We start from the raw sequence: 12,920 nt of genomic DNA on the forward strand, positions 1-12,920 counted from the left end.
GGAGTTGCTGCTGGAGTTGCCGCTGGAGTTGCTGCCGGAGTTGCTGCTGGAGTTGCTACCGGTGTTGCTGCGGTATTCATGTTCATGACCATCGGATTAGGATCGTTCGCAATCCAGTCGGCTATTTGTTGCTGGTAGGTTGTGGAAGTGGCAGCACCGGCTACACCGACTGCACCAACTATTAAACCAAGTGATAAGGCACTTACCAAAAAAGTGTTTTTAATGTTTTTCATAAAAAATCATCCTTTCCTTTTTAAACCTTTGATTACACGATGTTTTAATCAGTATCATCCCTTAACTTACGAACTTGTGTTAACCACGCTCTTCTTTCTTTTGACCACCCCCGTTTTTCATCCAGTTATTCGTTAAAGGAGACTATTTTTTGAAGGGTAGGTCAAAAAACTTTTTTACATTCCCGGTTTTACCTGCAAGCTGTTATTGCCTAGCCCAAATGACCATGATTTGAGTTCACTAGCTAGAATTTCCTCAATTTCGTCATCAACATCCATGAGTTTGATCAACAATTTTACTCGATTCTTGCTCTCTTTCTTTAACGTCATAATGACTCTTTCTCTTTCTACACGTAAACTTTCTAACCGTTTCAAAGTTAGATACCTCCTTAATTGTGACGAATATTTTTATAATTATGCAGCCTCCAATTCATTTTCGAGAAAGACAAGCACTGTTCGAGGGGGGCTATCATTCGTCTTAAATTCAACGAAATATAGTATGGATACATCATCGCTGCCTAATTCGATTTTTTTAACAAACCAGCAAGTCCATTGAAATCTTCGTTTCCCTGATCGTTGATTTTCACGACATCACCAATTTTGTAAATTGACATGTTATCACTGCTTCCTTTCTTTCTATTTTCGCAACCTCGACTCATTGAATAGATTTCGTTCACTAAGTCATTCGTTAGAGTTTGATTTATTTCGAGGGTAGGACATTATGATTTTAGCTTCTGTCATAAGGAAAATCGGGCCCTACTATTAGCTATCTTGGTTCAACCGAAAACTTCTTTCGTAAAGAAATAGTTCTCAAAAGCTAAAAATCATTCTTGTGACATAAACTCTAACAAAAAAAGAGCATCCTTTTACAGATACTCTTACATGCCGTTATTAAAGTGGTTCATCGCTCCAACAAAATGATTACAGTAAGAATCTTAATGAATTTTTGCTCTGTCATGTTGCTCACTAAGCTTCTTCAGTTGATGGCAAGTAAAGGGTGAAAACGGCTCCCTGGCCTGGTTCGCTTTCCGCCGATACCTTTCCGCCATGCATTTCAACGATTTTTTTAACGATAGAAAGTCCTAAGCCCGTTCCGGTTCCACGCCTTGATCTGGATTTATCGACTTTATAAAACCTTTCCCAAATATTTTCAAGTTCTTCCCGAGGAATGCCAGGGCCGGAATTTTCCACAGATATAAACGTACAATTATACTCCATACCCAACACTACACGCACTGCACCACCTGCTTCCGAATGTTTAATGGCGTTGTCCAATAAATTCGTAAGCACCTGTTTGAGGCGATCAATGTTTCCCCACACGGTGATATTTTGCTCTGGCACAGTTAGCGTTAATTTGATTTCTTTAGAATTAGCCATATGTTTTAAGCGTTCAACGGTGATTTGAGCGAGTTTATTCAAAACCACATATTCCATTTCATCAAAGGTTTGGGCGGCTTCCATTCCTTTTAAGTCAAGTAAATCATCCACCAGGCGCCTGAGACGCTCGGATTCGTCGATAATGTTTCTTAGATAGAGTTGCTCCTGTTCCTTCGACTTGACTAGCCCGTCCAACACTGCCTCGGAAAAGCCCTGGATAACCGTTAAGGGAGTGCGCAACTCATGTGAGACATCGGAAAGTAGTTCCTGCCTTAAACGATCAAGTTTCTCGATAGCTTGAATTTTTTCTTTAAGCTGAGTAGACATGCGGTTAAATGATCGGGCAAGACGCCCCACTTCGTCTTCCGAGGTAACCTGAATTTGCCTACCGAACTCACCTTCTGTAATTTGGCGTGCTGTTTCTTCCATTTTTGCGAGCGGACGGATCATCTTACGGGACACAAACATACTTAGAACTGTAGCTAAAACAATACCTATCAACGCTCCTATAAGTGCAATTGCCTTAATGCTGTCAACATGCTGCTTCAGTCCTGATAAGGGGCTGCTGATCACTACCGAGCCAATTATCTTATTTTCCCGTTTTAAAGGAACAGCCACAAGAAACAGCTCTTCATTGACCCCCACGACCTTGCCGAAGTAAACGACATTGTCACCACTGAGGACTCTCTCTTTAAAGCCTGGCTCTAATAGTAAATTGCTCGGCGACTGATCTTTTGTTTGACCGTACAGAATGTTTCCATCTGTATCCATGATGGCCGTATTAGCACTTAAAAACTTAGCTAAGACATCCAATCTTTCGTTGATAACTGATCTCTCAGTGTTTTCATACATTCTTACGACTTCTTGCGCCTCATTTATAAAAAAGCGCGCTTGTTGATTATAAACTAAGGATGTAATCTGCTGAGCTTGTATGACAACGGAAAACAGAAAAACCCCTAGTACTATCAGTACAATTGCCAACCAAATTTTACTCACTAAGCTATTTTTTAATGACCACTTAATTCGAATTTGTAACCCACCCCTCTAACGGTCTGAATAAAGTCACTGTGACCCACCTGGCTTTCGAGCTTAGACCTTAAACGATTGACGTGGGTATCAACAGTACGGGAATCTCCACAGTAATCGTATTCCCAGACCATGTTGAGTAACTGATCTCGACTATAGATTTGCCCCGGTCGTTTTGCTAAGCACTGCAACAGCTCAAATTCTTTAGCCGTTAAGTTTATATTTATTCCATCAACCTCGACTTCACGAGTAATCTGGTTGATTTTAAGACCAGGGTAGGAGAGAATATGTTCCTTACTTTCTTCTCCTTCTAGCCTTCTCAGAACAGCCTTGACTCGGGCGCTGAGTTCACGCGGGCTAAACGGTTTTACGACGTAATCATCAGCCCCTAAATCAAACCCTAACACTCGATCATTCTCTTCTCCCTTAGCGGTTAGCATGATAATAGGTATCTTGGTTTCCTTTCTCAATATCTTGCAAACCGTCCAGCCATCTAATCCAGGCATCATTAGATCTAGGATGACAAGATCTGGATTATCTTTCCGAACCATCTCCAACGCTTGGTTTCCATCCTCTGCCTGGTAGACGTCAAAACCTTCCGCTTCAAGGTAGAGGCGCACAATTTCGCGAATTCGATCGTCATCGTCTGCTATTAAAACCTTATTGTTCAATGTAGCTCCCCCTTCTATTTACCGACACCACCAATTCCTAACTGTATTACTCCATCTATCTTCGTGAGGACTACTATACCAATAATAGTCAGGCCGATAGTTTGGATTCATCGGACTATACCACGATCCACTGACATCAGGGTTAGCCGATTGCCTAACATTAGGTATCACATTATTTGGTATATCTGTAGAAGAGGAATTAGGCTCGGCTTGGAATGGTCTAGCATTTTGGTTTTGTTGCCAAAGACGGGTTTCCGCGTATGCTTTTGTTAGGAAAAGACCTGCAACAAATAGTGCAATAACAATAAATATCAATAATGCCTTCTTCCTCATTGTAATCCCCCCATTATCAATCAACAACTATATTATATCTTAAGAGAATTACAAGAAGTTAACGGATTTTTAACATTTTTGTTAAACTACCCTTTTTAGTTGCCACCATGATATATTAATAACCTCCTGCATTTGGATGCAGGAGGTTGATTGACTAATTCGTTTTCATAACACGCATTGAGTTTATAACAGCAATCACCGTTACCCCGACATCAGCAAACACTGCTTCCCAAATAGTGGCTATCCCTCCAGCACCTAAAACAAGTACGACAGCTTTTACACCCAATGCGAAAAATATATTCTGCCAGACGATGCTTCGTGTTCTTTTAGCAATTCTAATGGCAGTTACAAGCTTTGAGGGTTCATCTGTCATGATTACAATGTCCGCCGCCTCTATGGCTGCATCAGAACCTAATCCTCCCATTGCCACCCCAACATCAGCACGAGCCAGTACCGGGGCATCATTGATACCATCACCGACAAAGAGTAGCTTCCCTTTTGTCTGCTTTTGTTTTTCTAAGAGCTCCAGCTTCTCAACCTTCTGATCGGGGAGTAATTCAGCATGTACTTCATCAAGGCCCAACTGACGACCAATCGCTTCTCCCACCAACTTGCTGTCTCCGGTAAGCATCACTAGTTTCTTTACGCCAATCCCCTTAAGCTCTCTTATGGCCTTTTGGGCATCATCCTTTATCTCATCTGATATAACAATGTAGCCAGCATATTTACCATCAATGGCTACATGAACTACTGTACCAGTTTCATCAACCACATCATAAGTTATATTTTCTTTAGCCATCAGTTTTTTGTTACCAGCAAGGATACGTTTACCCTTAACACTCACTTTGATTCCATGCCCCGAGATTTCATCATAGTTCTCTATTTCGCTTTTATTAATTTCTTTCCCGTAAGCTTTCAGGATTGAAATTGCAATGGGATGGTTGGAATAGCTTTCAGCAAAAGCAGCATACTCTAATAGATTCTCCTCTGATTCACGATCAAGCGTGTAAATTTTTGTAACCTTAAACACACCTTTGGTAAGGGTGCCCGTCTTGTCAAAAACAATAGTGTCCACATTATTTATGGCTTCAAGGTAGTTGCTGCCCTTGACCAGTATGCCACTTTTAGCAGCTCCGCCAATACCACCGAAGAAACCCAAGGGAATCGATATTACTAAAGCACAGGGGCAGGACACAACAAGAAAAACCAAAGCCCTATAGATCCAATCTGAGAATGTAGCACCTGAAACAACCAAAGGTGGAATAACCGCCATTGCTAAGGCAACAAATACCACGACTGGTGTATAGTATCTTGAAAATTTAGTGATGAACTGTTCAGTTGGAGCTTTCTTACTATTGGCATTTTGTACCAAGTCGAGGATTTTGGATACTGTGGAATCTCCAAACTCTTTAGTTACCTCAACTGTTAATAGTCCATTCTTATTGATTGTTCCTGACAGAATTTCGTTTCCTGGTTCAACTTCTCTTGGCACTGACTCCCCGGTTATGGCGGACGTGTCAAGCATAGACATACCCTCAATCACCTTGCCGTCAAGGGGGACCTTCTCTCCCGGTTTTATAATGATAATATCTCCAACACTTATTTCTTCAGGAGATACCCTCTTAATATCCTCGCCAACCTTTAGATTGGCATAGTCGGGTCGAATGTCCATCAAAGCACTGATTGACTTTCTCGAACGGTTTACGGCCATATTTTGGAATAACTCGCCAACCTGATAGAAAAGCATGACTGCCACACCTTCAGGAAATTGCTTTATAGCAAAAGCACCTATCGTGGCAACACTCATCAAAAAGTTTTCATCAAACACCTGACCCTTTAAAATATTTCTAACTGCTTTTAAAACAACTTCCCCACCAACTAATACATAGCTTACAAAGAACATTCCAAATTCTACCCAAAACGGGACCTTGAGTAATATGGCGACAAAAAAGAGAACTGCACCAATACCTAAACGAATAACTTTTGATTTGTTTATACCTTCAGCTTCTTTACTTTCCTCTTTCTTATCCTCGCTTTCAACCACTTTGATACCTGACTCTATCTTCACTGCAATTTTAGATGCTTGCTCGACGACCCTTTGCAGATCGCGCTTGCTATTTACTTCAAGGGTTAATTTTCTGGATACAAAGTCTACAGTAGCAGAGTTTACACCTTCAAGGTTTTTGACCTCTGTTTCAATTTTGTTGGCACAGTTTGCGCAGTCCAACCCAATTAATAACAATACCTTTCTTTCTGGCCTTGATAGTGCTTTATCCTTGATAATTATATCGGGTTCAAGTTTCTTGATTATTTGATTCGCTTGATTGAGTATATCGTCTTTATTCCCATCACTGACCAACTCAATAGTAAGAACTTTGGTCACAAAATTCAGTGAAGAACTTGCAACCCCTCCCACCTTTTTGACTTGATCCTCAATTTTAGTGGCACAGTTTGCACAATCTAATCCCTCTAATAGCAGCTCCTTCTTCACTGTCGAACTCATAATAATCTCCTTCTTTCTGGTTCTCTTGTCAATCTCATCATGATTCATGACTCACTATTCATTGATATGGATTAATCCTTGGTCGAATATTTGCTTTATATGATCATCTTCCAATGAATAAAATACAATTTTTCCGTCTTTTCGATATTTCACAAGTCTTGCCTGCTTCAATACTCTTAACTGATGGGATATTGCCGATTGGGTCATATTTAATAAAACAGCAATGTCACAGACACACATTTCAGCTTCATCCAAAGCCCAAAGTATTTTAATTCTTGTCGAATCACCAAAGACTTTGAATAGTTCTGCAAGGTCATACAAGTTTTCTTCCAAGGGCATTTTGGCTTTGACCTGATTTACAATTTCCTCGTGTATTACATTGCAATCGCACCTATCGACATCATGCCTTTTATCAACCATATAGATACCTCTTTTCTAAACAAATTCAAACACTTTACATTAATACATGATTACTTGAATATATGTTCATGTATATGCTTTTATTATATTTGGCTTTCTTGTAGAAGTCAATAGATAATGGTAATCTGGTTTACCAGCAATGAATAATTTCCCTTTTTAAAATTTTAACCAACATGCCCCCTGTTTAACATAAGGGCAGGGGTATGTTGCTAATGATAGGTTAGGAACTACAAAAGCAGTAGATATATCTTCCGAAACCAATGTCTTTCAATGTGCTTTAAATATAAACTAGATGCACACATATTCTGTATTTGAAAATACATGTGAAATCGATGTAAAATAGGGACAACGTTGTGACAAAATAAAAATATCCCTCATAATACATTTTTTTATTAGAATTTACAACAAATATTGGACAAATATCAAATGGATGGAAGTGATATTTATTCAAGGTAAAGAGCCTATCGAAGCGATAAATAATAAGAAACTTGCAATACAGTTTATTCTTCTTTTTGGTATTATAAGTGCCTTCGGAGATATAACCTACGAAGGAGCACAAAGCGTCTATGGTCCATATCTTGGATATTTAGGTGCAAGTGCCAGCGCTATAGGAATCGTAGCAGGTATTGGTGGATTCTTAGGGTATGCGTTAAGACTGGTATCAGGCTATTTTATTGACCGTACCCAAAAGTATTGGTTCATAACCATCCTCGGTTACGGTCTACTTTTTGCAGTACCCCTACTTGCTATTGCAGGCAATTGGCAAATAGCGGCTATATTTATCATATTAGAACGTACAGGTAAAGCAATACGAAGTCCTGGCAAAGATGCCATGCTCTCTCACGCCACAAAACAGCTAGGAACGGGATTTGGCTTTGGACTTCATGAAGCCCTTGACCAGGTGGGAGCGTTCATTGGACCGCTTATCTTTACAGCGTCTCTTGCTTTAACAGGTGGGTTTAAGCAGGGATTTACGGTTATGTGGGTTCCAGCAATATTAACAGTAGTGATAGCATTCTTAGTTAGATATAAAGTTCCCGAACCTAAAATGCTTGAAGAAAACTTGCAGGAAACAGAATCACCAGTCAACGACCAAGAATCGTTATCTAAAATATTTTGGTTATACGCTGTGTTTACCTTTATCAGTATTTTGGGGTTTGCGAATTTCCCGATAATCTCATACCACTTACAATTCCAAAAGGTCATTCCAGAAGCACAAATTCCAACCCTATACGCTTTTGCAATGGCAATTGACGCAGTCGTAGCTATCATAATTGGCAAAACGTATGACAAAATAGGTTTTGTTTCGTTAATATCAATACCGATACTAACGTTACCTATCGCCTTTTTAGGTTTTTCCAAAAACTCTATTTCTGTGATAATTGCCGTTATACTATGGGGAGCCGTTATGGGCATTCAGGAAACCATTATGCGTGCTACCATAGCAGATATAACGACCATCAGCAATAGAGGAAAAGCTTACGGCATTTTTAATACAGTATGCGGGTTAGCACTGCTTATCGGCGGTGTTGCAATGGGATTTTTATATCAATACTCAATTACGTTTCTCACTGGTTATATAGTTGTCATAGAACTATTAGCATTCATTGCTTTTCTTGCACTCAAAAAGAATATTGGCAAATATATCGAACTTTGACTTCCAGGAAGGGGATTGTTCCAATCTGACATGACAAGTTCATAAACCCAACTCTCCATTTTTGACCAATAACGCGCGAAGTCGGGTAACTCGAACGATAAGGAGAATGAAAATGCCCGAAGCTAAAATCCTTGATAAATTAAAGGCTTTCGCAAGAAAGTTGAAACAAGAATTGTTTGTTCTTTTCCTTGCATCCAAGGATGACCGTGTTCCATGGTACGCAAAATTAGTTTCATTCCTCGTTGTAACCTATGCGTTTAGTCCAATAGATTTAATTCCTGATTTTATACCAATACTAGGTTATCTTGATGACATCATTCTGATTCCATTAGGTATTTCTTTAGCGTTAAAAATGATTCCTCAGCCCATCATAGATGACCTACGAATAAAAGCTAATGAAATTCGAGAAAAAGGAAACCCGAAAAATTGGGTAACTGGTATTATCTTTATCATCATTTGGATTCTTTTGGCTTACTGGCTAGGTAGCATTATTTATAAACTAATCCAATAACAAAAAGGGTGTTCCATTTTTTGGTACTATAACTAAGGTTATGAAAGGAGATAGCTCCCCCTACTAGGAGCTATCTCTTACGTTTAGTACTCGATTCCCTCCCGCGCCATTATGCCCTTTTCCATAGGATGTTTGCGGGCAGTTATTTCCGAGACATAATCAGCCAACTCGATCAGCTCTAATGGAGCATCTCTCCCTGTCAGAACGAGTTCCAGTTTTAGCGGCTTTATCTTAAGAATCTCGACTACTTCCTCTAGAGGAAGGAAACCGCAATTCACAGCGGCCATAATCTCGTCCATGATGATCAAATCCCATTCCCCGCTCATGACGGCCTCAATAGTGTAGTTCAGACCAATCCGCATTTCTCCTTTTATTCCTACCATCTCTTCATTCGTCATTCCCCAGGTGAATTTGTCATTCTCTTTGTATTGAAAGAGTTGAAAACACGGTCCTAGACTAGCGATGGTATTCATTTCACCCGTTGACCATCCTTTTAAAAACTGAGCCATGAATACCTTAAGTCCCTGTCCATACGCCCTGATCCCCAACCCGACTGCTGCTGTCGTCTTCCCTTTCCCTGTACCAGTATAAATATGGATAAGTCCTTGTTGCATGCTTTTTCTCCTTTCCTTTTTAAATGTTATTAGCTTCAACCTTGTAACACTGCCTCACTCCAAGGAGTACGAACACGGCAAAATCCCCGATTATAATAACTAATCCAACTCACTCCCCCGCAGAAAGGTCATCTGAGTAACGAAAAACCTCCCGACTGGAAATGTCAAGAGGTTCCAAAATAGCACCGGCTGTTTTCGGTGAACACTTCACACACCCCCTATTCAAACGTAGAGTTCATGGTGTACAAATACAGGCAGGTTTCCTGGCTTAAGCGTCCTCACCCTCCTAACCTTCCCGGTTCCCCAGTGGTTTTCTAGGAGGATTCTTCTTTTACAGTGGCGTGACCGCGTGGGATTTTCACCCAACTTCTCTTTTAACCGTTCGTCATTCGTCATCGGAACATGAACGGCACCTGGATTGTCTATTAAATTACCTTAATCAATATGGAACTTCCATGCAAAGCAATAACATATTAACCAATTGCTTTACGTGTATGTTAGCTTCGCTGTTATTACCCCTATTTTTAGTGTACATGCCTGTGGTGAATATCAGGTGTATGAGGGTGTTTATAAGCGATTAGTTCTTATACGCTTTCCGACTGCCTCTTCCAATGGTAAAGCAGCAGCATTAGGGCTTTTAGAATTGGGGTAATATTTTCATTCTTCATTTTTATTACCTCTTGTCAGGAATGTTATCATCTACCCAATCCAGTAATTCCTTGACATTATTCACAGTCAAACCAGCATTCGTCTTGGCTTTTTTCACAAGGACTGTCTCGATCCCCAATTCTAAGGCAGCTGATATTTTCGTATCTGTCCCACCAGCAGACCCACTATCTCTGGTTAATAGAATATCTACTCCATAGAATTTAAATAGTGCATTGTTGATCTCTTTAGAAAATTGCCCTTGCATAGCTACGATATCCCTTGGCGAAATGCCCATATCTTGACATTTTTGGACTAAGCGCCCTTCCGGAAGAACCCTAACAACTAAACGAGCATAGCGAGCAAAGGCAGCTTGCACAATGCTTTCCATTTGGTGGCTTCCCGTCGTCACGAAAATCGTTATTACTCGTCTTTTCGCTTGATGCATTGCACCGACTCGCTGTCCTAACTGGAGCAAAGCTTCCTCCCAGGTACCAACTGGATATATTAATAAGCTGTCTGGAATGACAGTCTCTGGTCTTTCTAACCTGAGATAAGGAATGCACCGCTGTTCACACCATTGGCGTAATGGGGCAAACTTTACAATGCTGGAAGGAGGGCTGGCATCAAGGATTAATGAAGGCGTCTTCAAGCAGGTCTTCTCTGTCCAGGTTTGCAAACGCATAAACTCAAGCCCTCTAATATCCAGACATTTACTGATCTCACGTGCTGCCGCCGTTTCTCCCAAAAGCATGATCATTTTTGTTAACCTCCATAGCCGTTTTGACAACATGTGTAACTAAAATATGCAATCCTAATGTGTATGGGATATATGACAACTTTGTTTAGTATTACTAATGTGCATGTCTATGGTAAATGTCGGGAGCATGTTCATGGACATGAATTATAAATTCGTGTCCATGAACATGGGAGTGATGGCCATTTTTAGGTATTTCATTATCAGAATGGCCGTGTGTATGGTGCGAATCGTTATGGTTATGCCTATGCTCGTGTTCCGTTGTTTCGTGTTTATGTAAATGTTCATGTTCTTCCTTGAGCAAAAAGACTGCCCCAATAATCATGATTGGAAGAGACAAGAAAAACAACGTGCCCTGGCTTTCTCTGAACAAGGGCAAAGATAGTGCTACTCCAACAAAAGGAGCCGTTCCGAACAAAGCACTTGTCCTAGCAGACCCTAATTCTCTCATGGCTCGAATAAATAGTACGATACTTAGCCCGTAACTGAAATAGCCTAAGACCATTGCCAGAAGCACAAATTTGAACGAAGGTAACGGAAAACCCAAAATAACGGATAGAATTAAGGAGAAAGTACCGGCGCTTAATCCCTTGATTGCTACAATCGAGAGAGGGTCTTTGGCCGAAACGTTTCGTGTGAAATTATTGTCTATCCCCCACAGAATGCAAGCACTAAGTACGCCAATGGCTCCAAATGAAAAGCCCCACTGCCCGGATGAATCCCATGAAAGCAATATACTCGCCATTGTAATCAATAGTACTCATCCATATACGTTTCCCGACATCCTCTTTGAATGCAACGACTGCAATTACGGTAGTTGCCACGCCCTCGAAATTCAGCAAAAGGGAAGCCGTTGAGGCCGGTGTATTTTTCAGGGCAAACATCAGCACAATGGGGGCTACAATCCCTCCTATACTTACAGCACCAATTACCCAGGGCCAGTCATTTCTAGTAAGTCTTGCCTCATTACTGAAACACGTGTTTACGCTTCGGAAGTATCTCGGTACGAATCTCTGTACATAAAGACCGATACCACTACCAAGATATAGAAATGATGCCATTAGAGTAGGACTAATTTCACCTAAAAGCAGTTTTGAAAGAGGGGCACTTGCTCCAAACAAAGCAGCAGCAATTATGGCCTTTAGTATTGGGGCAGTCTTCATTTTACTTTCCTCTTGTCATGTTTTAGCCCGCTAGATCATTCTTTACCGGAATGGTTCTAAACAAATCTTCCCTTGTTTTCGGCAACGGGGTAGATGGAGGTAACCATCCTTTTTGAACCAACTCAATATGCATTTCTATCAGCCATGGAAGGGCTAAATCAGCACGTTCCACAATCTTCGGTCGCAGGAATAGTTCACCAGGTTCTCCATGTGCAATGATCTCTCCACTAGACATAATGACTAACCGATCTGACCAGGAATAGGCTAAATCGACATCATGAGTGGATAGGATAATCGTTTTACCCAGAATGCTCAATTTCTCCAGAAGTTGCATGAACTCCTGGGAGTGACGAGGATCCAGCCCGGCGGTTGGTTCATCAAAAATAATGACTTCTGGTCCCATCGCCAGAACGCCCGCGATAGAAACCCGTTTTTTCTGACCGTAACTTAACAAGTGAGTCGGTTTATCTTCAAGGTCAGTGGTTTCCGTATCTATTAAGGCTTGTTTAACTCTCTCTGTCACTACTTCTTCTGAAAGTCCGAGATTGAGAGGGCCAAACGAGATATCCTGCCAAACGCTAGCGGAAAATAGCTGACTATCCGGATCTTGAAAGACGATTCCCACTTTCTTGCGTAATTCGATCAGAGCCTTGTTTTTATAGGAAATATCATGTCCCTGGTACTTTATAGAACCTGAATTAGGGCGAAAAATCCCGTTAAACTGCATAAATAACGTGGATTTACCAGCCCCGTTTGAGCCCAGAATAGCTAACTTCTCTCCTTTTTTCAACTTGTAAATTCACTTTGCGTAAAGCCTTTGTGCCATCCGGATAAGAATACTCTAAATTAACTGCTTCAAGAATGAGCTCTGACAAACGTATTACCTCCAAAGCAAATTTAATAAGATTAAAGGGATCTCCAATCCTGTTATAATAAGATAATTTCTGAGGCTAATGGGACGTTTTTTGGTAAGCACTTTAATCTCACCTGTGTAACACCGCGCTGCCATGGCA

Annotated in this window: 11 protein-coding genes, 2 pseudogenes and 1 riboswitch; of the genes and pseudogenes, 2 read left to right on the plus strand and 11 right to left on the minus strand. The window is 40.7% G+C overall.

Annotated features, from left to right (window positions below; all coding sequences use genetic code 11):
• The 6 genes and pseudogenes from UF75_RS20685 to UF75_RS20715 form a co-directional block, all read right to left on the minus strand.
• Positions 1–233: pseudogene (locus UF75_RS20685) on the minus strand (hypothetical protein); the annotation flags it as partial.
• A gap of 174 nt (positions 234–407) precedes the next feature.
• Positions 408–605, minus strand: coding sequence for a hypothetical protein (locus UF75_RS20690; RefSeq protein WP_045576453.1), 198 nt, complete (start codon positions 603–605; stop codon positions 408–410).
• Between the two features lie 591 nt (positions 606–1,196).
• Entirely contained in the window at positions 1,197–2,603 is a 1,407-nt protein-coding gene (locus UF75_RS20695; RefSeq protein ID WP_242860368.1) for an ATP-binding protein, read from the minus strand.
• Positions 2,604–2,614: 11 nt separating this feature from the next.
• On the minus strand, positions 2,615–3,304 hold the full coding sequence (locus UF75_RS20700) for a response regulator transcription factor (protein ID WP_045576454.1): 690 nt from the start codon (positions 3,302–3,304) through the stop codon (positions 2,615–2,617).
• A 487-nt stretch (positions 3,305–3,791) separates the two neighbouring features.
• On the minus strand, positions 3,792–6,140 hold the full coding sequence (locus UF75_RS20710; RefSeq protein WP_045576455.1) for a heavy metal translocating P-type ATPase: 2,349 nt from the start codon (positions 6,138–6,140) through the stop codon (positions 3,792–3,794).
• A gap of 54 nt (positions 6,141–6,194) precedes the next feature.
• The gene (locus UF75_RS20715; protein ID WP_045576456.1) at positions 6,195–6,560 is read right to left on the minus strand and encodes a metalloregulator ArsR/SmtB family transcription factor; all 366 of its coding nucleotides are present in this window, start codon (positions 6,558–6,560) and stop codon (positions 6,195–6,197) included.
• 430 nt (positions 6,561–6,990) lie between these two features.
• Between UF75_RS20715 and UF75_RS20720 the strand changes: the two genes are divergently transcribed.
• Together UF75_RS20720 and UF75_RS20725 are read left to right on the plus strand one after the other, a co-directional pair.
• On the plus strand, positions 6,991–8,217 hold the full coding sequence (locus UF75_RS20720) for an MFS transporter (RefSeq protein ID WP_045576457.1): 1,227 nt from the start codon (positions 6,991–6,993) through the stop codon (positions 8,215–8,217).
• Between the two features lie 112 nt (positions 8,218–8,329).
• Complete coding sequence (locus UF75_RS20725; protein WP_082075263.1) at positions 8,330–8,728, plus strand: YkvA family protein; 399 nt, start codon at positions 8,330–8,332, stop codon at positions 8,726–8,728.
• An 83-nt stretch (positions 8,729–8,811) separates the two neighbouring features.
• On the opposite strand, the gene UF75_RS20730 is transcribed toward UF75_RS20725, so the two are convergent.
• From UF75_RS20730 to UF75_RS20745, 5 genes and pseudogenes are all read right to left on the minus strand, one after another.
• The gene (locus UF75_RS20730) at positions 8,812–9,342 is read right to left on the minus strand and encodes a cob(I)yrinic acid a,c-diamide adenosyltransferase (protein WP_045576458.1); all 531 of its coding nucleotides are present in this window, start codon (positions 9,340–9,342) and stop codon (positions 8,812–8,814) included.
• 235 nt (positions 9,343–9,577) lie between these two features.
• Positions 9,578–9,774, minus strand: a riboswitch (cobalamin riboswitch).
• Positions 9,775–10,015: 241 nt separating this feature from the next.
• Positions 10,016–10,747, minus strand: coding sequence for a precorrin-6A/cobalt-precorrin-6A reductase (locus UF75_RS20735; RefSeq protein ID WP_045576459.1), 732 nt, complete (start codon positions 10,745–10,747; stop codon positions 10,016–10,018).
• 94 nt (positions 10,748–10,841) lie between these two features.
• A complete protein-coding gene (locus UF75_RS31105; RefSeq protein ID WP_348983083.1) occupies positions 10,842–11,489 on the minus strand; it encodes an EamA family transporter in 648 nt (215 codons plus the stop codon).
• Positions 11,416–11,907, minus strand: a complete 492-nt coding sequence (locus tag UF75_RS31110; RefSeq protein WP_348983084.1) for a DMT family transporter — start codon at positions 11,905–11,907, stop codon at positions 11,416–11,418. Before UF75_RS31110 ends, UF75_RS31105 begins: the two co-directional genes overlap by 74 nt.
• Positions 11,908–11,929: 22 nt before the next feature.
• Positions 11,930–12,782 (minus strand): annotated as a pseudogene (locus UF75_RS20745) (ATP-binding cassette domain-containing protein).
• Positions 12,783–12,920: the final 138 nt, after the last annotated feature.

It is taken from the genome of Desulfosporosinus sp. I2 (assembly GCF_000960765.1).
GTDB lineage: Bacteria > Bacillota > Desulfitobacteriia > Desulfitobacteriales > Desulfitobacteriaceae > Desulfosporosinus.

What these genes read in the sequence shown, in the direction of transcription:
- UF75_RS20710 (WP_045576455.1), bottom strand. Translation starts at nt 6,140, where the DNA reads ATGAGTTCGACAGTGAAGAAGGAGCTGCTATTAGAGGGATTAGATTGT.
- UF75_RS20715 (WP_045576456.1), bottom strand. Translation starts at nt 6,560, where the DNA reads ATGGTTGATAAAAGGCATGATGTCGATAGGTGCGATTGCAATGTAATA.
- UF75_RS20720 (WP_045576457.1), top strand. Translation starts at nt 6,991, where the DNA reads ATGGAAGTGATATTTATTCAAGGTAAAGAGCCTATCGAAGCGATAAAT.
- UF75_RS20725 (WP_082075263.1), top strand. Translation starts at nt 8,330, where the DNA reads ATGCCCGAAGCTAAAATCCTTGATAAATTAAAGGCTTTCGCAAGAAAG.
- UF75_RS20730 (WP_045576458.1), bottom strand. Translation starts at nt 9,342, where the DNA reads ATGCAACAAGGACTTATCCATATTTATACTGGTACAGGGAAAGGGAAG.
- UF75_RS20735 (WP_045576459.1), bottom strand. Translation starts at nt 10,747, where the DNA reads ATGATCATGCTTTTGGGAGAAACGGCGGCAGCACGTGAGATCAGTAAA.
- UF75_RS31105 (WP_348983083.1), bottom strand. Translation starts at nt 11,489, where the DNA reads ATGGCGAGTATATTGCTTTCATGGGATTCATCCGGGCAGTGGGGCTTT.
- UF75_RS31110 (WP_348983084.1), bottom strand. Translation starts at nt 11,907, where the DNA reads ATGAAGACTGCCCCAATACTAAAGGCCATAATTGCTGCTGCTTTGTTT.